Origin of the sequence: Lelliottia sp. 7254-16 (genome assembly GCF_002922995.1) — a bacterium.
In the GTDB taxonomy this organism is placed as follows: Bacteria; Pseudomonadota; Gammaproteobacteria; order Enterobacterales; family Enterobacteriaceae; genus Enterobacter; species Enterobacter jeotgali.
This window is the reverse complement of the sequence record NZ_PQVS01000012.1, coordinates 120,961-142,525: the sequence shown is the minus strand read 5'-3', so window position 1 is coordinate 142,525 and position 21,565 is coordinate 120,961. Positions and strand designations below refer to the sequence as shown.

Sequence of the window (21,565 nt, the reverse complement as noted above, 5' to 3'; positions counted from 1 at the left end):
ACAGGGTTCTGATGCCCTGCCGCTACCTTTGTTCCTTCTCCCCGGTGAACTGCCCTGCAAAATACCCGCGTGCATGTTTCCCCCGTTCCGGCACTACCATCGCCACATTCCCTGCTCCGGTATCAGGGCCGTTTTTATACACGGCCCGCCTGTTTATTCAGGAGGCTTTTATTGCCAGTAATAAGGGAGAAAGAAATGCATTGTCCGAATTGCGGTTCGCAACACATCCAGATGCGCCATATGGGTAAAAAAACAGGAGGGGTGACCGGAGCCATTGCCGGAGGGCTTGCCGGTCTTGAAGGGGCGGCGGCCGGTGCGCTGACAGGTTCAGTCATTCCTGTTGTCGGAACGATAGCCGGAGGGCTCATTGGTTTTCTGTCCGGTGCATGTGCTGGCGCGGTGGCAGGCTCTCTGGCCGGAGAACAACTGGACGGTACCGTCTTTGATGAATACAGCTGCACGCAATGTGAGCATATCTTCAGTGCACCGTAACGTTAACAAGGTCAAGCCCCTTCCAGCACAAAGCCTGAGCTGCTGACCGTACTCGCTACGGCACGACTGATGACAGGGCGTGTCAGCGTGCTGTCATAATTTCAGCGACCAGGCACTAACCCTTTGTTAATTCTTCTGTTTACTGAAAGATGAATTTTACTTTTTCTTTTCCGCCATTACGGGGGATGGACATAACGTGTCCATCCCCTCCCACATAATAACCGCATGAAATATCAACCTATTTATCGCACACGGAGCGTCCATGCAACGACCCGATGAAGAGGCCCGCTACGACCGGCTGGCCGTCAGATTGTCGGTCATTATCAGCCGGTTAATGGCCGGAGAAACGCTGACCCTTCAGACACTGTCCGGTGAGTTTGGTGTATCGATACGCACCCTGCGTCGTGACCTCCATCAGCGTCTGGTCCACCTCGACATTATCGGGGAGAACGGCACATATCGGCTCAGTGAGAGCGCCACGCGTGATCACTCTCCGGGGGCCATTTCCTTTGCCCGCAGTACCGGTATCGCACGCATTATCCCGTCGCAGAACCGGCAACTGATGCACCTGCTGATGAATGAAACGGGCACCTCACCCTGCTTTATCTGGCACGACTTACCGTCAGCATGGACACAGGCTGACAGTTTTCATCGCCTGGCCGAAGCCATTTGTCATCACCGGATGGTCAGTCTGCTGGTCGGCGATGTCCGTCACGATGAGCAGGAACCTTACCGTCTGATTTACCGGCATCAGCACTGGTATCTGGTCGTCTGCTGCCGGGGGAGCCTCCGGGTGTTCCGGCTGGAAGACATTATCTCCGCCTCACTCTCAGAGCAAACCTTCCGTCGCCGGAGCGAAATCAGTTCACTCATTACTGAAGAGGGATTTATCAGCGCACTGCCCCACTTTCGCTTTATCAGTGATGTTATTCACACCTTCAGGGAACAACACCCTGAACATCCATCCAGACCCAAAGGAGTCAAATCGTGAAACCTGTCGCAGCCCCTCTGCTGCTCTTCACCCTGCTGTTGTCTGCCGCAACCCTGAGCGGCTGTGGCGACAAAAATGAACGCAAGTTTATCCAGGGATGCAAGTCCGCCGGTGGTACTACCGCCGTCTGCAGATGTATCTGGGATGACCTCAAAACGAAATACACGCACGGGGAGCTGGAGAAAATGAACCAGCAGTACGGTTATGTTCCTCCACGTTTCATGGACAACATGCTGAGTGCCGCTCGGCAGTGCAGAAAATAAGGACAGAAGGAAAAATGGTACTTGTTATTAAATATTTCGCGATTGCCTTCGCCATCGCGCTTGTGGTCGTGCTGTTTAACGTGTTCGGGAGCACCGGCGAGATACGCAGTTTTGGGCAGGGGATTGGGTACTTGTTCTGGATGACCCTGGGCCCGGGTGCAGGGATGACCATTGGCGCAGCGTTGCGTCTCTGGCTGATGCCGGATGCAGTTTATACCCGTGAAGGCATGACCGGATTGCTGAAAGCCCGTCTGTTCTGGCTTGTGGGACCACAGTGTATCGGCTGGCTGGCCGGACTTATCGCCGTGGGTAAACAACTCATGTAACACGGCTGACCCTCAACAACATTTTTGACTCAGAAGGAAAAACACCATGCGATTCATGCACGCCATCCTGTCAGCAGGATTACTGGCCTTTGCCATCACAGCACAGGCGGTCCCCAATATGTGGAACAGTGGCTTCGGTATGGGCGTCACCGAGTACATCATCACCAGCCCGGAAAACGTCATGCTGAATCTCAACTGCACCGGCACCCCTGACGAACAGAACATCCTGCAGCATCACGTCATGCTCACCCTGCCTGACGGCAGCGGTGCCGATTCGCAGGATGAGAAAACCGCCATCACCGTCGTCACCGATGACAAGCCGTTCCCGCTGCCGTCCTCTCTCGGCTGGCGTAACGGCGACAACACCTGGCTGTCGTTTATTGATGCCATCAGAAAGGCAACGTCGTTTGAGATTTACGTCAACGACAAAAAGGTGGGGCATTTTTCCCCTTCTGCCGGAAACGTTCACAAGGTTCTGGCTGATATGCCCGAATGCACGACACTCACCGCCGGGTAACCCCGCCCCCCCCTGTTTACAGCAAAATCAATCAAGGACAATGCAATATGACCGACATCTCGACACTCAGCCAGCGACTGGCAACACCAACGCTCACTTTTGTGCTGCTCACCATCGCCACCTGCGGCATCTGGCCGTTACTGTGGTTGTATAAAAAGCAGGACATTATCAGCGACACCTCCGGGTATCCGGTTTGCGGCAACCTGTTTATCATCTGGCTGGCCGTCTGTTTTGGCCTCAGTCGACAGTTTGGGGTGATGGCCTCACCGGACCTCGCCGGCTACGACACGGGCAGTGACACGCTGCTGGTACTGAGCGCCATACTGTCGTTCGCCACCAGCGTGATGTATATCGTCTGGGCTTTTAAGGCCAGAGCTGCACTGCGCCACTATGCGCTGAACACCTTCCGCTTCGACCTCAGAATGAATGCGTTCTACACCGTACTGTTCAACGTCTTCTACATTACGTACTGCATCAATGACATGCCACAGGCACTGGCGAAACACCAGATTATTCATGGTCAGGTCCCCGTGCCGCCGGAGTCTCCGTCACCGCAGTAACTCAGTTCTCCTCTATTTATCCGGCAGGGGCATCCGTGAATGCCCCCATTCGTCCGGGTCCCCTCTGAGATTTAACTCAATGACATTACTCAACATACTGGTCTCTGCACTGGGCCAGATACTGACATGGTGCGCCAGCAGCCGGGCACAGCAGTTTGTGGAAGACCACTTTCGCGAAGAAGGCTACGACGAAGACAGCATTTATATTGTCAGACAGACGGCAGCCCTGCTGGCAGGTACCTTAATCGCAGCGCTGATAGAGCAGATACTGCAGTTTATCGCCACACCAGGATCCTCCCATTGATGCCCTGCTCACTGAGCGGGGCATTTTGTTTTATGTCATTAATCAGGAGATGACGATGCACAACACCGACGATACCCCACTACCGTCCGGCCCGTTTACCCGCAGGCATGCGGTTGCTGTGGTAGCGGCATACCAGAACGTCGCCATAGAAGATGACCAGGGGACGCATTTTCGGCTGGTCATTCCCGACCACGAGGGACAATTACTCTGGCGGGCGTGGAATTTTGAAGCCGGTGCCGGGGAATGGCTTAACCGTTATCTGGTGAGCCACGGGATCCCCCCAACACTAACTCGCCACAAGCCCTGACCACCAGCAACCACACCAACAGGCCATGTTCCCTCCGGGGCACATGGCCTTTTGTTTATGCCGTTAAATCAGCCAACGAAGGAAATTAACCATGCGTTTAGCCAGCCGCTTCGGACGTATAAACCAGATACGCCGCGACAGACCGTTGACCCGTGAAGAACTGATGCAGGTCGTTCCAAGCGTCTTCAGTGAAGAGCGCCACGAATCCAGAAGCGAAAAATACGCTTATATCCCCACCATCACTCTGCTCGAAAATCTTCAGCGCGAAGGCTTTGAACCCTTCTTCGCCTGCCAGTCATGCGTTCGAGACCCGGGCCGCCGGGAGCACACCAAACACCTGTTGCGCCTGCGTCGTACCGGCCAGATAACCGGCCAGCAGGTACCGGAGATCATTTTGCTCAACTCGCATGATGGCTCCAGCTCATACCAGATGCTGCCTGGGCTGTTCAGAGCCATCTGCACCAACGGGCTCGTCTGCGGGCAGTCGTTCGGTGAAATTCGCGTACCGCATCGTGGCGATGTGGCCGGGAAAGTGATTGAGGGGGCGTATGAAGTGCTCGGCATTTTTGACCGAGTGGAAGAGAAACGCGATGCCATGCAGTCGTTACACCTGCCGCCACCGGCACAACATGCCCTGGCGAACGCTGCGTTGACGTACCGCTTTGGGGAAGAGCACCATCCTGTCACAGCAACACAGATACTGGTGCCGCGACGGTATGAGGACCGTCAGAACGACCTGTGGACCGTTTATAACCGCATTCAGGAGTCCTTGCTCAAAGGTGGCCTGCCGGGGCGCACTGCACAGGGTAAACGTACCCGTGCGGTTAACGGCATCGACGGCGACGTAAAGCTCAACAGAGCACTTTGGGTCATGGCCGAAGAGCTGCAGCAGGCTCTGAGCTGATGCAGCATGTTCCGGATGATGCCCGACAGGCAGAAGTTTATCCGCTTTCCCTGAATGAGGTGCCGGGTTGCCACTCCCTCTCTGATGACGACCTGTACGCCTGGTGCACGCATCTGCTCTACCGCCCCGGCGAGTTCAGTCTCAGCCCATTAAGCCTGGTTGACGGTATATGGTCCTCACACTGCGATGAGAACGGCTATGCGCAGCCCTGCCCGTCACTTCGGTTGAAACAGCATCACCAACCCCATAAATAAACAAGGAAAAACTAACATGACCGACATTATCAACCTTAACGATACCCTCCCGTTACAACCACAACCTGCCGGTACCGGTTCTGCACCCGCACTGACCGCCACCCTCGTACAGGACGAGCAGCGCATCGGCTTCTGGCTGCAGCACTTCGGGCTCATACCGCAGTGGATAATCCTTGAGCCAACTGTCTTCGCCTGGATGGACCGCTTCTGTGCAGACTACTGCGGGGGCATCTGGAACTTTTACACGCTGAGTAACGGGGGCGCGTTTATAGCACCGGAAGGTGAGAACAATGAACCCTGGTCGCTGTTCAATACCATGAGCGGCAATGGCGGTGAACTCAGCAGCGAGGCCGCCGGGATTGCCGTCTGTCTGATGACTTACAGCCACCACGCCATGCGCACCGAATGCGACGCCATGACCGAACACTATTATCGCCTGCGGGATTACGCGCTCAGTCGCCCGGAATGTAACGCCATTATGCACATCATCGACTGAGGCCAACGTTATGGAACAACAGTTACCGCTGTTTGCTGCCGAGTTACCGGCATCCGCACAGCACACCATCCGGGAGGCGTTAACCCTGCTGAAGCGCCAGTTACGCGAACCCGGCGCGTCATTTACCTCCAGCCATGCCGTCCGTGACTGGCTGCGTCTTCAGCTCGCTTCACTGGAGCGCGAAGAATTTACCGCACTCTTCCTCGATAACCAGCATCGCCTCATAGCCCACGAAACGCTCTTCACCGGCACCATCAACCATACGCAGGTCCATCCCCGTGAAGTGGTGAAAGCGGGGCTGAAGCATAATTGTGCCGCCGTGATTGTGGCGCACTGCCATCCGTCAGGGGTTGCCGAACCCAGCAATGCCGACCGTCAGGTCACTACGCGTATTCAGCAGGCACTGGGACTGGTTGATATTCGTCTGCTGGACCACCTGGTGGTTGGCGGCATGGAAATCGTCTCCTTTTCTGAGAGAGGCTGGCTTTGAAAATCATCAGTAAACGCCAGGCAATGACGATTTACCGCCAGCATCCACAGTCCCGGTTGTTTCGCTACTGTACCGGGAAAGACAAATGGTCCGGCAGCGTCTGCCACTACGCCGGTCGGGAAGTACAGGATATCAGCGGTGTGCTCGCTGTCTTCGCAGAACGCCGGCAGGACCGCAACGGTCCGTATGTCGTATTGCGCAGCGTCACAATCATTTAACACCTGTTTAAGGAGTGCTTCAATTGTCGAATAAAACACCCACAACAACGCACGATATCGCTGAGCCCTGGTGGGGGCTTAAATGCAACAACACGCCCTGTTTTGGCGCGAAACTGGTACAGGAGGGCAACCGGCTGCATTACCTGAACGACCGCGCAGCATCACCGGGACCTTCAGCGAAGCAGATTTACGCCATCTGGACCAGGCATTTCCGCTGCTGTTGAAGCAACTTGAACTGATGCTCACCAGTGATGAACTCACTCCACGCCATCAGCACGGCGTCACGCTCTACGCAAAAGGGTTGACCTGCAACGCGGATACACTCGGCAGTTGCGGATATGTCTATATTGCGATTTACCCGACACCTGCAACAACCGAATAAACCTCCCGACATTTTTGCTTCATTTAACTAGCCAATAAAGGTTTCCATTATGCAAACACAACCTGTTCCCCCGACACGGGAGGTTTCACCACGCCCGTCACCCGTGGAAATCTGGCAGCGCCTCCTGAGCCACCTGCTGGACCGTCACTACGGTCTGGCGCTCAACGACACGCCGTTCGGCAACGATGGCGTGATTCAGGAGCATATCGACGCTGGTATATCACTGTGCGACGCCGTGAATTTTATCGTGGAAAAGTACGATCTGGTACGTACCGATCGCCGTGGTTTTAACGCAGAAACACAGTCGCCGCTTCTCACTAGTATCGATATTCTCCGCGCCCGGAAAGCTACCGGGTTGATGGCTCGCAACGGTTACAAAGTGGTGACCGATATCACCACCGGAAAATACCGAGAGGTGCAACCATGAAGCTATCCCTGACGGTAGAAACCGATACCGTCAATATACTGGCCCTCAACATGGGCCGGATCGCCGTGGATATTGACGGCATTGAACTGGCCGAACTGATTGATGTGGTGAACCAGAACGGTTATTCGCTTCATGTTGCTGACGAGCCCGGAAAACTGGTTGTTGAAGATCCGCTCCCTCCTAATACCCGCCCGTCACCCGCCTTAACGGCATCCAGTGTAGTACCACCCATATCTCCGAAGCTGACAACAACCTGCTATTCGCTCTTTCGCATCAGCATGAAGACTTTGGTGACAGCGAGTGGATAAGCTATACCAGCTCAGGATATATGATATATCTTGATGTGTGGCAGTACCCGGTGCTTCAGTTTAAGAAGCGGGGCCTGTCAAAAGCCTGTCGTCACCTAGTGGTAACACTTATGTGTCGTTATTCCGCCAGCATAATCCATTTTGATGCTTCAGGTGAACTGCTGCCCGGCTTTGCCAATTTTGACTGGTAACTCATACCACCAATCCTCACAAGTATTCGCATGCCTAAATTCACCACGGAAACAGCCCTCAATATTCTGATTGACTGGCTGCTGGACGTTCGCGATCTGCAGCTTCTGCTACACCCCAGAACAAATTAGCCACCGAACCCCACTCATCACACTCGCATAAGCGCCAGTCCTCACCGGCTGGCGAGTTGCTTTATATAAAGGAAAGAAATGATGTCGGAACTTACCCTCACCAAACCCGAAGTTTTAACCGGCCACACCGATGTGATTTGCTCGACCAGTATTGAACGTATCGTCACAGGACGTAACGCCGCACTGACGCAGATTGAAGCGCTGATCCGCCAGCTTGACGATATTTCGACACTGACCCGCAGTATCGGCGGCAAAACCGCCCTGGACTGGGCCATGAAGCAGGACTTCCGCTGCGGCTGCTGGCTAATGGAAAAAAGAGAAGCGGCGATGAAAGCCATTAACCGCAATCTCGATCGCAGTATATGGCGGGATTTGATGAAGAAGTCGGGGATGCTGAGCCTGATGGACGCTCAGGCGCGTGACCAGTGGTACTACAGCCTGGAAAAGGAGGATATTCCGGCTGTCAGTGAAGAGAATATCCTGAGCACCTTTGAGCAACTGCATCAAAGTAAAGGTGACGTGTTTGAACGGGGCGTCATTAACGTCTTCAAAAGCTTATCGTGGGATTTTAAGACGAACTCGCCCTGCAAATTTGGCAGGAAAATCATCGTGACAGGGCTGGTAAAATGTGACCGATGGGGATTTGGGCTTAACTGGGGCCGGCAACGTGACCGGTTAGCGGACCTTGAGCGCATGCTGATGATTCTCAATGGTAAGCCGGTTCCCGACAACCGTGCTGACGTTACCCGTCGATTAGGGGACCATATCCATGAGAACAGGCACAGCAACCGGTATGAGGATGAGATGTTTGCGATTAAGTACTTTCAGAAGGGAACAGCACACATTACGTTCAAACGTCCAGAACTAGTTGATAAGTTGAATGGGATCATTGCCCGGCACTATCCTGGAATGTTATCTGCAAGAAAATGAAATATGCTAAAAGACAGTTGATTATTTCTGTTCAGATTTCCAAATCTAGGGTAATGCATTCGGGGGCCCTTTTGGGGGCCCAATTAAATATTGAACAGTAAAATAATCATATTTTACAATAAACATACACACCAAGTGCGATTTCTGCAGGGGACACTTTACACCTCTTCACCACTCTTACTCGTCACAAAATAAAGCCATCACCCCTCTTCTTTTATTCCATAATATAAATGGTCCCAGAGCGGCATAATTTCATGAAAAACAAGTCATAGCACAGATTGTATAAGGGTGCTACTCTACGCAACCCGCCTTATCTCGGCAGTGGTCTGGCAACGCCGTAAAGTTGGGTAAGGCCTGAAACCATCACCCTAAACTACGGTCTAAATCAGTATGTTGTAACGCAACGTTTGCGCTACCTTCTCAGGTTTTATATAGGTCCACTATTTTGTCTCAATGCAAATTTGAACGTGCATTTCTTCACCCACGTTACTGGCTCACATGGTTCGGTCTTGGTCTGCTCTGGTTGCTCGTTCAATTGCCCTATCCCGCTATACAAGTGCTTGGCTCAAGTTTAGGCAGCGCTTCACGTTACTTTTTGAAACGCCGTGAATCCATCGCCCGCAGAAATCTGGAATTATGTTTTCCTCAATATACTGCTGAGCAGCGTGACAAACTGATCGCCGAGAATTTCAAATCCATTGGCATGGCGCTGCTGGAGACCGGCATGGCCTGGTTCTGGCCGGACGCGCGCGTGCGCAAATGGTTTGATGTCGAAGGCCTGGAAAACCTGCAGCAGGTGCAGGCACAGAATCGTGGCGTGATGGTCATCGGCGTACATTTTATGTCACTCGAATTGGGCGGCCGCGTCATGGGGCTGTGTCAGCCGATGATGGCAACCTACCGTCCGCATAACAATCGGCTGATGGAATGGGTGCAAACACGTGGCCGTATGCGCTCGAATAAAGCGATGATCAGCCGCAACAATCTGCGCGGTCTGGTCAATGCCCTGAAGAAAGGTGAAGCGGTGTGGTTCGCGCCCGATCAAGATTACGGACGCAAAGGCAGCAGTTTTGCGCCCTTCTTCGCGGTGAAAGATGTCGCCACCACCAACGGCACGTTTGTGATTTCACGCCTGTCCGGATCGCCAATGCTCACGGTCACCATGATCAGAAAAGCGGATAAGTCGGGCTATCGTTTGTTTATCTCGCCAGAACTGCATAATTACCCGCAGGATGAGCAAGCCGCAGCGACCTACATTAACAAAGTTATCGAAAACGAAATCATGCGCGCACCCGAACAATATCTCTGGGTACATCGCCGCTTTAAGACTCGCCCTGTGGGTGAAACCTCGCTCTACATCTAGCCTCTTCGAACGGTTAGTTTCGCTAAGAAACTAACCTTTTCAGTCACCTGTAATCACCTGCCGAAATTGTCTTATTACCCCTTCGCTCAACGTTATTTATTCCGCTGTGAAATTATACTGTCGCCGTTCCACGACAGTCGTAAGCTACGGAAATAATGAGAAAAAATGCCCCTTGCTCCCCCCTGTATTTAGGCGTACATTAGCGCCGTCTGGCAACGGGAACGCACAGAATTCTGAGCTGGAGTCATCGACGTTACGGGATAATTCTTATTTCCGGTTTGGTCTGATTTCAACTCTCTATACTCAGTTGGACTTTGTTTTTAAGGCGTATCTTTTGATGCGCGGAGCGATGAACGTGAAATATTTCTTTATGGGCATTTCGGTGATTGTTTTAGTCTGGGCCGGAACCTTTGCCCTGATGATCTGAGCGAAGAAAATACAGTTAAAAAAACAGGAGCCATTAGGCTCCTGTTTTTTTATGCACACATTTTTACGGGCACATTGCCTATTCCGATTTTCTCTCTACCGGCAACAACCCGTCTGCGCGGAACATCCCTTTAATGCCTCTTATCGCCTGGCGAATGCGATCGCTGTTTTCGATCAGCGCAAAGCGTACGTGGGTATCACCATAGTCACCGAAACCGATGCCCGGAGAGACGCACACTTTTGCATCCTGCAGCAGCTTTTTGGCAAACTCCAGAGACCCCATTGCAGCGTAGTGCTCAGGAATTTTGGCCCAGACGTACATCGAGGCTTTCGGCATCTCAACCATCCAGCCCGCCTCGTGCAAGCCTTTTACCAGCACATCGCGGCGACGTTTGTACTGCGCTGCGATGTCATGTACGCATTGCTGATCGCCTTCCAGCGCGGCAATTGCGGCGACCTGGAGCGGCGTAAAGGTGCCGTAATCGTGGTAACTCTTGATTCTCGCCAGGGCGTTTACCAGCGTTTTATTACCGACCATAAATCCGATACGCCAGCCCGCCATGTTGTAGCTTTTTGATAGCGTAAAGAACTCAACGGCGACGTCGCGCGCACCCGGCACCTGCATAATAGACGGCGCTTTCCAGCCGTCATACACGATATCGGCATACGCCAGATCGTGCACCACCAGCACGTCGTAGCGCTTCGCCAGCGCCACGACTTTCTCGAAGAACTCCAGCTCGACGCACTGCGCCGTAGGGTTCGACGGGAATCCGAGGATCATCATTTTCGGTTTTGGATAGCTTTCACGAATTGCGCGTTCGAGTTCGTTGAAAAAGTCGACGCCCTCCACCAGCGGGACGGAGCGAACCTGCGCCCCGGCGATCACCGCGCCATAGATATGGATCGGGTAGCTCGGGTTTGGCACCAGCACCGTGTCACCGTGATCCAGCGTCGCCAGCATCAGGTGCGCCAGCCCTTCTTTCGAACCGATGGTCACGATGGCTTCGCTTTCTGGGTCGATTTCTACGTGATAGCGATCCTGATACCAGCGAGAGATCGCCCGACGTAAACGCGGAATACCGCGCGACGTGGAGTAACCGTGAGTATCCGGGCGCTGCGCCACAGTGCAGAGCTTTTCAACAATATGCGGCGGCGTGGGGCCATCAGGATTACCCATGCTGAAATCGATAATGTCTTCGCCGCGCCGACGCGCAGCCATTTTCAGTTCAGCAGTGATATTAAAAACATAAGGGGGGAGACGATCGATACGCGTAAAACGGCGTTCAGGACTGGATTCAGCCATAGATTCCTCAGATTCACGTGAGCGCCCGGACCGTCCGAGCGACGCTGCCACGATTGTGGCATGCTTAGAAAATAGCCTGATTGAAAAGCCGCTGTCGAGAGGGTAACGAAAAAATATTTATCCCGCTAAAACCGGAAGCGTGCTGGTATGAAAAGCGGAAGTCATCTCTCCAGAACATTTATATGACGCCATTTTTTTAACGCCGCGATATCAATGAAGTAACACCCAAAGAGAGCATAAAGGCTAAATAGTCGGTATTAAGGTCATCAAAAATCAATCCCCTTTGAAGGAAGTGGTTTTTCCTCATTTGATAATTAAGCCAGATGTCTGGTCATTGTGCGCCAGGTTTCCTATCATAGATTTTTCCCGTTTTCCCAGGTTTACTCGTGCACGAAATATTCAATATGCTGCTGGCGGTCTTTGATCGTGCGGCATTAATGCTGATTTGTCTGTTCTTCCTGATCCGCATCCGGCTCTTTCGCGAACTTCTGCATAAATCCGCACACTCGCCAAAAGAACTTCTGGCCGTCACTGCCATCTTCTCGTTGTTTGCCCTGTTCAGCACCTGGTCCGGCGTGCACGTTGAAGGCTCGCTGGTCAACGTGCGTATTATCGCAGTGATGTCTGGCGGTATTTTGTTCGGTCCGTGGGTGGGCATTATCACCGGGATTATTGCCGGGACACATCGCTACTTGATTGATATCGGTGGCGTTACGGCGATCCCCTGTTTCATCACCAGTATTATCGCGGGTATTTTGTCCGGCTGGATTAACCGTAAAATTCCAAAAAAACAGCACTGGAGAGCGGGTATCGCCGCCGGAATGGTGTGCGAAACGCTGACCATGATTCTTGTGGTGGCCTGGGCGCCAAGCATTGAGCTTGGGCTGGATATCGTATCCAAAATCGGTATTCCGATGATCCTCGGCAGCGTCTGTATCGGCTTTATCGTGCTGCTGGTGCAAAGCGTTGAGGGTGAAAAAGAGGCCAGCGCCGCGCGTCAGGCGAAGCTGGCTCTAGATATTGCCAATAAAACCCTGCCGCTGTTCCGCCATGTGAACGCCGAATCCCTGCGCCAGGTTTGCGATATTATTCGTCGCGATATTCACGCCGATGCAGTTGCCATCACCAACATCGACCACGTGCTGGCGTATGTCGGCGTGGGCGAACATAATTATCGCGACAATGATGATACCGTCAGCCCAACAACTCGCCAGGCCATTAATTACGGTAAAATCATCATTAAAAACAATGATGAGGCCTATCGTACGCCCGAGATCCACTCGATGCTGGTGATCCCGCTGTGGGAGAAAGGCATCGTTACAGGCACCCTGAAAATCTATTATTGTCACGCACACCAGATAACCTCATCGCTGCAAGAGATGGCCATTGGATTGTCGCAAATCATCTCTACTCAACTGGAGGTTTCTCGCGCTGAGCAATTGCGTGAGATGGCAAATAAGGCAGAACTGCGCGCCCTGCAAAGTAAGATCAATCCCCATTTCCTGTTTAACGCTCTGAACGCTATTTCATCGTCGATTCGCATGAATCCAGACACCGCTCGCCAGCTGATTTTTAATCTGTCGCGCTATCTGCGCTACAACATTGAATTGAAGGACGACGAGCAGATCGACATCAAAAAAGAGCTGTATCAGATTAAAGATTACATTGCGATTGAGCAGGCGCGCTTCGGCGATAAGCTCACGGTTATTTATGATATTGACGAAGAGGTTCACTGCGTGATCCCGAGTCTGTTGATCCAGCCGCTGGTCGAGAACGCTATCGTCCACGGCATCCAGCCGTGCAAGGGCAAAGGCGTGGTGACCATCAGCGTGGCAGAGTGTGGGAATCGCGTGCGGGTGGCAGTACGGGACACCGGGAATGGCATCGATCCCAGCGTGATTTCACGGGTGGAATCAAACGAGATGCCAGGCAATAAAATCGGCCTGCTGAATGTCCACCACCGCGTAAAATTGCTATATGGCGAAGGGCTGCATATCCGCCGCCTGGAGCCTGGCACTGAAATCGCTTTTTATGTCCCCAATGAACGGCTGCCCGTTCATACGCAGACGCTGTTGTTGCCTTGAGTCGGAGTGACGCATGAAAGTCATCATTGTGGAAGATGAGATCCTCGCCCAACAGGAATTAAGCTGGCTGATTAAAGAGCACAGCGAGATGGAGATTGTGGGCACGTTTGAAGACGGGCTGGATGTGCTGAAATTTTTGCAGCATAACCGGGTCGATGCCATTTTTCTGGATATCAATATCCCGTCGCTGGACGGTGTGTTGCTGGCGCAAAACATTAACCAGTTCGCCCACAAGCCGTTTATTGTGTTTGTCACCGCATGGAAAGAACACGCTGCTGAAGCTTTTGAACTGGAAGCCTTCGACTACATTCTGAAACCTTATCAGGAATCGCGCATCATCAGTATGTTGCAGAAGCTGGAACTGGCCTTCCGACAGCAAAACAGCTCGGCAGTCGCGCCTGCGCCCACTGCCACGCGCGAGAATGACACCCTGAATCTCATCAAAGATGAGCGGATCATCGTGACAAAGATGGACGATATTTATTATGCCGAAGCGCACGAGAAAATGACGTTTGTCTATACCCGTCGCGATTCGTTTGTGATGCCGATGAATATTACCGAGTTTTGCGCCAAGCTTCCGGCGTCTCACTTCTTCCGCTGCCACCGCTCGTTTTGCGTCAATCTGAATAAGATCCGCGAAATAGAGCCGTGGTTTAACAACACCTATATTTTACGGCTGAAAGATCTGGAGTTTCAGGTGCCGGTGAGTCGCAGCAAAGTGAAAGAGTTCAGGCAGTTGATGCATTTCTAATGCCCTCTTCGGATGAAGAGGGCGGTGTGGAATCAGAGATATTGTCCCAGGGTTTGGCGCAGATGTGCGCCAGCCCCGAGCAGGCCAGGATTGTCATGCACGATCAGGTAAACCGGAATATCCTGCACGTAGGATTTGAAGCGTCCTTTGTCTTCAAAACCACCACGGAAACCGGATGCTTTGAAGAATTCAAGGAATCGCGGCACAATTCCGCCGGCGATATAAACGCCGCCAAAGGTGCCTAAATTCAACGCCAGGTTGCCGCCAAAACGTCCCATGATCACGCAGAACAGCGACAGGGCGCGACGGCAGTCGGTGCAGCTATCCGCCAGCGCACGCTCGGTGACGTCTTTCGGTTGCAGGTTTTCAGGCAGGCGACCGTCTGATTTCACAATCGCGCGATACAAATAGACCAGCCCAGGACCGGACAGCACGCGCTCTGCCGAAACGTGCCCCAGTTCGGCGCGAAGCTCCTGCAGAATAATGCCCTCTTCTTCGCTGTTCGGTGCGAAATCAACGTGACCGCCTTCGCCCGGCAGACTGACCCAACGTTTATCCACGTGAACCAGATGTGAAACCCCGAGCCCAGTGCCTGCACCGTAAACGGCAATCGGTTTGCCCTCGACCGGTTTATCCCCGCCAAACTGAATCAGATGTTCCGGTTTGAGCATCGGGATCGCCATCGAGACCGCCGTAAAGTCGTTAATAATTTCCAGATGCGCGAAACCGAGGTTCTTTTTCATTTCGGCAATCGAAAATGCCCAGGTGTGGTTGGTCATCGCCACCCAGTCGCCGGTTATCGGACAGGCAATGGCGATACAACCATCCTCTACGCTGACCTTATGCTCATCCAAATAGACGCGCACTACCGCCTCAAGACTTGGGAAATCCAGCCCTGAGTAAGCTTTTGCCTGAGAGATTTCACCGGTATTAATATCACATAGCGCCAGTCGGGCGTTGGTGCCGCCCACATCGCCTACTAAAGCATACTTTGTCATTCTTCTACTGCTCCGCTAAAGTCAGAATAAATCTTTGGGACACTGTAAGTTTAAGGCGGGATAACAACAACGACCCGAATGCGTGTGGCCCAGGATAATCGATCTACGTCACAGAATAACTTTACCGTTTCAGCAGCTTTTGCACTATTGCCGTCAAACTGATTGTGCAAAACCACGCTTACTATTTTTGTACAAGGAAATCATCATGCTTCATCCGCGCGCCCGAACCATGCTGCTGTTAGCGACGCCTGCGCTAATCATCGGTATTGCGTCAAGCCTGGTGTTAATCGTGGTGATGAAAGTCGCCTCGGTGCTGCAAACGTTATTATGGACCTCTCTTCCGGGAAAATTCGGTATCGATGCGGCCTCTCCGGTCTGGATTATCCTGATGTTAACGCTAACCGGTATTGCGGTGGGTCTGGTGATTCGCTTTAGTCCAGGTCACGCAGGCCCCGACCCTGCACTTGAGCCACTGATTGGCGCCCCCGTTAACCCGGCGGCCCTTCCGGGGCTGATTCTGGCTCTGGTAATTGGCCTGGCGGGTGGTGTGAGCCTCGGGCCAGAACATCCGATTATGGCGGTGAATATTGCCCTCGCGGTGTATCTCGGGTCGCGCGTTTTACCACGAGTGGGTGCACTCGACTGGACCATTCTGGCGTCGGCAGGCACGATTGGCGCGTTGTTTGGCACGCCCGTCGCCGCCGCGCTGATCTTTTCTCAAACGCTCAGTTCCGATAACGACGTTCCGCTGTGGGATCGGTTGTTCGCCCCGCTGATGGCAGCGGCTGCCGGTGCGCTGACCACCAGCCTGTTCTTCCAGCCGCATTTTTCGCTACCTATCCCGCACTATGGACACATGCAGCTGGCGGATATTTTCAGCGGAGCCATTGTCGCCGCTATCGCCATTGCACTCGGTATGGTTGCTGTGTGGTGCTTACCGCGCCTGCACCTGTTGATTCATAAGCTAAAACACCCGGTATTGATTCTGGGCGTCGGCGGATTTTTGCTCGGTATTTTGGGCGCCATTGGCGGGCCAATCACCCTCTTCAAAGGCCTGGATGAGATGCAGCAGATGTCGTTTAGTCAGGTCTTTAGCGTGTCGGACTATTTCATGTTCGCGGTAGTAAAACTGGCTGCCGTAGTGGTGGCAGCGGCGTGCGGTTTTCGTGGCGGGCGTATCTTCCCGGCGGTGTTCATTGCCGTGGCGCTGGGCCTGATGTTGCATGAACACGTCGATGCGGTTCCGGCGGCCATTACCGTTTCTTGTTCAATTCTGGGACTGGTACTGGTGGTGACGCGTGATGCCTGGCTGAGCCTGTTTATGGCCGTGGTGGTGGTCCCGGATACTAATCTGCTGCCGTTGCTGTGTATTGTGATGTTGCCCGCCTGGCTCCTGCTGGCGGGCAAACCGATGCTGATGGCCTGGCGACCAAAGAAATAGTCAGGCGTTATTTCGCGCTTCCAGCGCCTGGGTGATGGCGCTCAACAGCGGAGGGATGTCCTCTTTGGGCAGCATCACCTCAATCAACGACAGCTTTTCGCTGTGCGCGACTTTCTCCAGAACCTCTGCGAGCTGCACCGTTTCGCTCACTCGCCAGCACTCTGCCTGATTATTCTGGCTCAGCGCCTGCGGGATTTGCGTCCAGTTCCACAGGGCGATGTCATTGTAGCGCTGCTTCGGCCCATGAATCGCCCGCTCAACCGTGTAGCCTTCGTTATTCAGTACCAGAATCACCGGATGCTGTTTATCCCGCAGCATCGACCCCATTTCCTGGATCGTTAGCTGCGCTGCTCCGTCGCCTGTCAGGACAATCACCCGTCGCTCAGGACAGGCGGTTTGCGCACCAAATGCCGCCGCCAGGGTGAAACCAATTGAACCCCACAGCGGCTGAACGATAAAGTTCACATCGGTTGGCAGGCGCAATGCAGCTGCGCCAAAAGCGGAGGTTCCCTGATCGGCAAGAATGATATCGCCGGGGCGGATAAAGGGTTGCAGGGTATGCCAGAAATTATCCTGGGTAAGGGTTTCATCGTGATGCTGATGGGTAAGCGGTGCCTGCCGGGCCGGAGTTGTCTGGCTCACGAGATGCTGCTGACATAGCGAAGAGAGAATATCGACGGCTTTAGCCATCGGTACCCCGGTGAACCAGCGGTCCCCAACACGCGTCGCGTGTGGCTGGACTTCAATCGTTTTTCCAGCAGGGAGTTTATGCGTAAAACCGGCGGTGAGCGTATCGGTGAAACGCGTGCCGACACAAATGACAGTATCCGCCTCTTCTATGGCTTCTCTGACTTGCTCTGCGCTGGCCGCGCCGCTGTAGGTGCCGTAAAAACCGGGCTGGCGCTCATCAAAGATCCCTTTGCCCATCAGCATCGTCGCATGAGCCATCGGTGAATCATTAACCCATTTCTGCAATTGATCTTTCAACCCATAACGCAGAACCAAAAAATCAGCCAACAGCGCGGTACGTTTGCTGATGACGAGGCGTGATTCCGCGGCATCGCGAAACGCTTTCAGGCAAGCGCTGTCGGCGTGAGATGTACGTTCTGTGAGAGCGTTTACAGGCGGTATCGCCGGTTTTTTTGCCACATCTGCGGGTAACATCAAATACCCCGGACGCCGCTCTCGCAGCATGACCGACAACACCCGATCGATTTCATAGCAGGCATTTTGTTCGGTGAGAATAGCCTGTGCCACCGTCACGGGTTCACTCATGCGGTAAAAATGATGAAACTCACCGTCTCCCAGCGTGTGGTGCAAAAGCTCGCCTTTCTGTTGAGCGGCACTCCCCGGCGCCCCGACGATATGCAGCACTGGAACGTACTCTGCAAAGCTGCCAGCGATGCCGTTCATTGCGCTTAACTCCCCGACCCCAAAGGTCGTCAACAGCGCGGAAAAGCCCTTGCAGCGGGCATATCCATCAGCAGCATAGGCCGCGTTCAGTTCGTTTGCACAGCCCACCCAGCGAATGTCGGGACTGTCGATAACATGGTCGAGAAACTGCAAATTATAGTCGCCCGGCACGCCGAACAAATGTTCAGCGCCACAGTGTTTTAGTCGTTCAAGCAGATAATCAGCGACGCAGTATGGGGTTCGCATAGCAGGTGTCCTTCTGACGTTGACCTCACCTTGAGTATTAAAGAAGCGTGATGGCTGTCCAGAAACGGCGACAAGATGGCTCTGGAAAGAATGCTTTACGAAAAATGGCGGTGTAATCTGATTTACAGCGCCACGGTGTAAACGTATACACTGCTGGAATATTTCAGGTCAGAGGGGTTAAGCAATGGTTTTTCAGGCGGATAAAATGCGTTATCAGTCAATGCAGTATCGTCGTTGTGGCCAGAGTGGTTTAAAGCTGCCCGCCATTTCACTGGGTTTATGGCACAACTTTGGTGATACCACGCTCATTGACACCAGTCGCCAACTTTTACAGCGGGCATTTGAACTGGGGATTACCCATTTCGATTTGGCCAACAACTATGGTCCGCCTCCAGGCTCGGCGGAAAGTAATTTTGGCCGTATTTTCCGGGAAGATTTTCATCCCTATCGCGATGAACTGATTATCTCGACCAAAGCGGGCTATACCATGTGGGAGGGTCCCTATGGCGACTGGGGTTCGCGTAAATACCTGATCTCAAGCCTCGATCAAAGTCTCAAACGTATGGGACTGGAATACGTTGATATCTTCTATCATCACCGCCCGGACCCGGAAACGCCGCTGCGCGAGACAATGAAAGCGCTCGACCACGTGGTGCGTCAGGGGAAAGCCCTGTACGTCGGGTTGTCGAATTACCCGGCCGAGCTGGCGCGCCAGGCGATTGAGATCCTGGAAGATTTGGGTACGCCGTGTCTTATCCATCAGCCTAAATATTCCATGTTTGAACGTGCGCCGGAGCAAGGGTTGCTGTCTGTTTTGCAGGAGAAAGGCGTCGGCTGTATTCCGTTCTCTCCGCTGGCCGGGGGCCAACTGACCGACCGTTATCTGAACGGAATTCCGGCGGATTCTCGCGCAGCCAGCGGGAGCCGCTTCCTCAATCCGGATCAAATTACGGAAGAAAAAATCAGCCAGGTGCGCGCGCTAAACGCGCTGGCTGAAGGTCGTGGTCAAAAACTCTCACAGATGGCGCTGGCGTGGGTATTGCGCCATGACGCGGTCACTACGGTGCTAATTGGTGCCAGTAAGACCGCACAAATTGAAGACGCCGTGGGTACGTTAACTAACCTTTATTTCAGCGCCGATGAGCTCAGTGCCATTGACGCGATCCTGAATCGGACAAAATAAATGCACTTTTAGCAAAACGTGCTCCCCTTGACGAATTAGGAGTTGAGGCGATTAAACGGGGCTTTACGGCCCCGTAATATTGCGTTAACAGGCCGTCTAAGGCCCCGATCGTGAAGGAGAAGAACAATGTTCAGGTCACTGATTCTTGCAGCAGTACTCTTGGCTTCAGCCCCGCTGATCGCTAATGCTGGCGAAATCACCCTGTTGCCATCAGTAAAATTACAAATTGGCGATCGTGACAATTATGGTAACTACTGGGACGGCGGTGGCTGGCGCGACCGTGATTACTGGCACCGCAACTATGAATGGCGAAAAGACCGCTGGTGGAGGCATGATAATGGCCGCCATCGTGGCTGGGATAATCGCAAAGCGTACGAGCGTGGCTACCGTGAAGGCTGGAGTGACCGGGACGATCGTCGCGGACCACACGGTCATGGACGCGGCCACGGACACGGCGGTCATCGCCACTAAATACAAAAAGGAGCCAAATGGCTCCTTTTTTCATGCATGGGCTCTTAAAGACCCAGCGCCGTCCCGATCAACAGCCATAGGTTCAACGCCACCACCAGCACCACGATAATCCACCCGATGCGTCTGACCAGCGTAGTGTTCACCAAATCGCCCATCAGGGTTTTATTGCTGGTAAAGATCAGCAGTGGAACCAACGCCAGCGCGATACCAAAGCTCAATAAAACCTGGCTCATCACCAGAATGCGCGTCGGATCCAGCCCCATCAGAATGACAATAAACGAAGGCAGCATCGTGACGGAGCGGCGCACCCACAGAGGAATGTGGAAACGCACGAATCCCTGCATGACCACCTGCCCTGCCAGCGTCCCGACGACCGTTGACGACAACCCTGCCGCCACCAGACTCAGGCCAAAAATGGTTGCCGCCGCGTGGCTCAGAAGAGGTTCCAGCGTCAGGTAAGCCTGATCGAGATCGGCAATCCCCGTGTGACCGTTAAAGTGGAACGCAGCCGCCGCCGTCGCCATCATCGCCAGATTAACGAACCCGGCGATGGTCATGGCGATCCCGACATCCCATTTGGTGGCCGAATAACGCTCCTGGCGCGAACCTTCATGGGCGTGCTGCGTCAGGGAAGAGTGAAGATAAATGACGTGCGGCATGATGGTCGCACCCAGCACACCAGCCGCCAGGAATACCGCTTCCGACGTCGGCAAGCTTGGGATAATCATTCCTTTACTGAGCTGCACCAGATTCGGTTGAGAGAAAATCAGCTCGACAATGTAAGCCGCCGCGACAAACAGCAGCAGACCGCCAATCACCAGCTCAAGAGGCTTTTGCCCTCGCCGTTGCAGCATCAAAATCAGGAAAGTGGCAATCCCGGTCAGCACGGCGCCTTGCAGGAGCGACACGCCCAGGATCAGCTTGAAGCCGATAGCCGCGCCGATAAACTCCGCCAGGTCGGTCGCCATCGCAATGATCTCTGCCTGCACCCAATAAAACCAAACCACCGGACGCGGATAGTGATCGCGAATCTGTTCTGCGAGATTTTTCCCCGTCGCGATGCCGAGCTTTGCAGACAGCACCTGAATGAGCATCGCCATGAAATTGGCCCACACCACGACCCACAGTAATTTATAGCCAAAGCTGGCCCCGGCCTGAATGTTGGTCGCAAAATTGCCCGGATCGATATAGCCGATGGCGGCAATGAACGCAGGTCCCATTAATGCAAACCTCAGCTTGCGCGCTGCTCTGCCACTGCTACCCTCTACGCGACTGTTAGTCATTTCTGCCTCTGGAAATATAGCCTTTGCTATGTTTCATGCTATCAAAATGAGAATGATTATCAAGATCATTTAAGATGTTTATAGTGATTTCTCTGATAGCAAAGAACGATAGCT

26 protein-coding genes and 2 pseudogenes are annotated in these 21,565 nt (G+C 53.4%); 24 read left to right on the top strand and 4 right to left on the bottom strand.

The annotated features are described in order from the left end of the window. Positions 1–195 precede the first annotated feature (195 nt). The 19 genes and pseudogenes from C3708_RS16415 (at position 196) to ypdK (ending at position 10,279) form a co-directional block, all read left to right on the top strand. Complete coding sequence (locus tag C3708_RS16415) at positions 196–492, top strand: hypothetical protein (protein ID WP_103949738.1); 297 nt, start codon at positions 196–198, stop codon at positions 490–492. Positions 493–754: 262 nt separating this feature from the next. Then, the gene (locus tag C3708_RS16410; RefSeq protein WP_103949737.1) at positions 755–1,483 is read left to right on the top strand and encodes a YafY family protein; all 729 of its coding nucleotides are present in this window, start codon (positions 755–757) and stop codon (positions 1,481–1,483) included. Further along, positions 1,480–1,746 carry a hypothetical protein gene (locus C3708_RS16405; protein ID WP_103949736.1) on the top strand — a complete coding sequence of 89 codons (267 nt, stop codon included), beginning with the start codon at positions 1,480–1,482 and terminating at the stop codon, positions 1,744–1,746. The genes C3708_RS16410 and C3708_RS16405 overlap by 4 nt, the downstream gene beginning before the upstream one ends. 14 nt (positions 1,747–1,760) lie before the next feature. Next, entirely contained in the window at positions 1,761–2,072 is a 312-nt protein-coding gene (locus tag C3708_RS16400; protein ID WP_103949735.1) for a hypothetical protein, read from the top strand. A 46-nt stretch (positions 2,073–2,118) separates the two neighbouring features. Beyond that, on the top strand, positions 2,119–2,589 hold the full coding sequence (locus C3708_RS16395) for a hypothetical protein (RefSeq protein ID WP_103949734.1): 471 nt from the start codon (positions 2,119–2,121) through the stop codon (positions 2,587–2,589). Positions 2,590–2,636: 47 nt separating this feature from the next. Continuing rightward, positions 2,637–3,149 carry a DUF4234 domain-containing protein gene (locus C3708_RS16390; protein ID WP_103949733.1) on the top strand — a complete coding sequence of 171 codons (513 nt, stop codon included), beginning with the start codon at positions 2,637–2,639 and terminating at the stop codon, positions 3,147–3,149. Positions 3,150–3,228: 79 nt separating this feature from the next. Next, positions 3,229–3,453 (top strand): hypothetical protein, encoded by a 225-nt coding sequence (locus tag C3708_RS16385; protein WP_103949732.1) that lies wholly within the window; start codon positions 3,229–3,231, stop codon positions 3,451–3,453. Between the two features lie 55 nt (positions 3,454–3,508). Further along, on the top strand, positions 3,509–3,760 hold the full coding sequence (locus C3708_RS16380; protein ID WP_103947354.1) for a DUF905 domain-containing protein: 252 nt from the start codon (positions 3,509–3,511) through the stop codon (positions 3,758–3,760). Between the two features lie 91 nt (positions 3,761–3,851). Then, entirely contained in the window at positions 3,852–4,664 is an 813-nt protein-coding gene (locus C3708_RS16375; RefSeq protein WP_103949731.1) for a DUF932 domain-containing protein, read from the top strand. Next, positions 4,664–4,918: a hypothetical protein gene (locus C3708_RS16370; protein ID WP_103947352.1), complete on the top strand. Its 255-nt coding sequence runs from the start codon at positions 4,664–4,666 to the stop codon at positions 4,916–4,918. Before C3708_RS16375 ends, C3708_RS16370 begins: the two co-directional genes overlap by 1 nt. Before the next feature lie 16 nt (positions 4,919–4,934). Then, complete coding sequence (locus C3708_RS16365; protein WP_233210425.1) at positions 4,935–5,414, top strand: antirestriction protein; 480 nt, start codon at positions 4,935–4,937, stop codon at positions 5,412–5,414. Positions 5,415–5,424: 10 nt separating this feature from the next. After that, complete coding sequence (radC, locus tag C3708_RS16360; RefSeq protein ID WP_103947351.1) at positions 5,425–5,904, top strand: DNA repair protein RadC; 480 nt, start codon at positions 5,425–5,427, stop codon at positions 5,902–5,904. Beyond that, positions 5,901–6,122, top strand: a complete 222-nt coding sequence (locus C3708_RS16355; RefSeq protein WP_103947350.1) for a DUF987 domain-containing protein — start codon at positions 5,901–5,903, stop codon at positions 6,120–6,122. Before radC ends, C3708_RS16355 begins: the two co-directional genes overlap by 4 nt. Before the next feature lie 14 nt (positions 6,123–6,136). Beyond that, positions 6,137–6,504 (top strand): annotated as a pseudogene (locus tag C3708_RS16350) (type IV toxin-antitoxin system YeeU family antitoxin). A gap of 49 nt (positions 6,505–6,553) precedes the next feature. Continuing rightward, positions 6,554–6,931 (top strand): TA system toxin CbtA family protein, encoded by a 378-nt coding sequence (locus C3708_RS16345; protein WP_103947349.1) that lies wholly within the window; start codon positions 6,554–6,556, stop codon positions 6,929–6,931. Then, positions 6,928–7,430: pseudogene (locus C3708_RS16340) on the top strand (DUF5983 family protein). The gene C3708_RS16345 and the pseudogene C3708_RS16340 overlap by 4 nt, the downstream one beginning before the upstream one ends. Before the next feature lie 210 nt (positions 7,431–7,640). After that, positions 7,641–8,489, top strand: a complete 849-nt coding sequence (locus C3708_RS16335) for a DUF4942 domain-containing protein (RefSeq protein ID WP_103947348.1) — start codon at positions 7,641–7,643, stop codon at positions 8,487–8,489. A gap of 442 nt (positions 8,490–8,931) precedes the next feature. Next, on the top strand, positions 8,932–9,852 hold the full coding sequence (lpxP, locus tag C3708_RS16330) for a kdo(2)-lipid IV(A) palmitoleoyltransferase (RefSeq protein WP_095282804.1): 921 nt from the start codon (positions 8,932–8,934) through the stop codon (positions 9,850–9,852). 355 nt (positions 9,853–10,207) lie between these two features. Then, positions 10,208–10,279, top strand: coding sequence for a membrane protein YpdK (gene ypdK / locus C3708_RS16325; RefSeq protein WP_099458937.1), 72 nt, complete (start codon positions 10,208–10,210; stop codon positions 10,277–10,279). A 78-nt stretch (positions 10,280–10,357) separates the two neighbouring features. On the opposite strand, the gene alaC is transcribed toward ypdK, so the two are convergent. Next, positions 10,358–11,581 carry an alanine transaminase gene (gene alaC, locus C3708_RS16320; protein ID WP_095282805.1) on the bottom strand — a complete coding sequence of 408 codons (1,224 nt, stop codon included), beginning with the start codon at positions 11,579–11,581 and terminating at the stop codon, positions 10,358–10,360. 386 nt (positions 11,582–11,967) lie between these two features. Between alaC and C3708_RS16315 the strand changes: the two genes are divergently transcribed. Both C3708_RS16315 and C3708_RS16310 read left to right on the top strand, forming a co-directional pair. Beyond that, positions 11,968–13,665 carry a sensor histidine kinase gene (locus C3708_RS16315; RefSeq protein ID WP_095282806.1) on the top strand — a complete coding sequence of 566 codons (1,698 nt, stop codon included), beginning with the start codon at positions 11,968–11,970 and terminating at the stop codon, positions 13,663–13,665. Between the two features lie 13 nt (positions 13,666–13,678). Beyond that, complete coding sequence (locus C3708_RS16310; RefSeq protein ID WP_095282807.1) at positions 13,679–14,416, top strand: LytTR family DNA-binding domain-containing protein; 738 nt, start codon at positions 13,679–13,681, stop codon at positions 14,414–14,416. A gap of 32 nt (positions 14,417–14,448) precedes the next feature. Here C3708_RS16310 and glk read toward each other — a convergent pair whose 3' ends face one another. Next, a complete protein-coding gene (gene glk / locus C3708_RS16305; RefSeq protein WP_103949730.1) occupies positions 14,449–15,414 on the bottom strand; it encodes a glucokinase in 966 nt (321 codons plus the stop codon). A 205-nt stretch (positions 15,415–15,619) separates the two neighbouring features. On the opposite strand from glk, the gene C3708_RS16300 reads away from it, so the two are divergent. After that, the gene (locus C3708_RS16300; protein ID WP_103949729.1) at positions 15,620–16,855 is read left to right on the top strand and encodes an ion channel protein; all 1,236 of its coding nucleotides are present in this window, start codon (positions 15,620–15,622) and stop codon (positions 16,853–16,855) included. On the opposite strand, the gene ipdC is transcribed toward C3708_RS16300, so the two are convergent. Continuing rightward, entirely contained in the window at positions 16,856–18,514 is a 1,659-nt protein-coding gene (gene ipdC, locus C3708_RS16295; protein WP_103949728.1) for an indolepyruvate decarboxylase, read from the bottom strand. 184 nt (positions 18,515–18,698) lie between these two features. Between ipdC and mgrA the strand changes: the two genes are divergently transcribed. Together mgrA and ypeC are read left to right on the top strand one after the other, a co-directional pair. Further along, positions 18,699–19,697, top strand: coding sequence for an L-glyceraldehyde 3-phosphate reductase (gene mgrA, locus C3708_RS16290; RefSeq protein WP_103949727.1), 999 nt, complete (start codon positions 18,699–18,701; stop codon positions 19,695–19,697). Between the two features lie 126 nt (positions 19,698–19,823). Then, positions 19,824–20,168: a DUF2502 domain-containing protein YpeC gene (gene ypeC, locus C3708_RS16285; RefSeq protein WP_095282812.1), complete on the top strand. Its 345-nt coding sequence runs from the start codon at positions 19,824–19,826 to the stop codon at positions 20,166–20,168. 44 nt (positions 20,169–20,212) lie between these two features. Here ypeC and C3708_RS16280 read toward each other — a convergent pair whose 3' ends face one another. Then, entirely contained in the window at positions 20,213–21,451 is a 1,239-nt protein-coding gene (locus tag C3708_RS16280) for an Nramp family divalent metal transporter (protein ID WP_095282813.1), read from the bottom strand. Between the last annotated feature and the right edge of the window lie 114 nt (positions 21,452–21,565).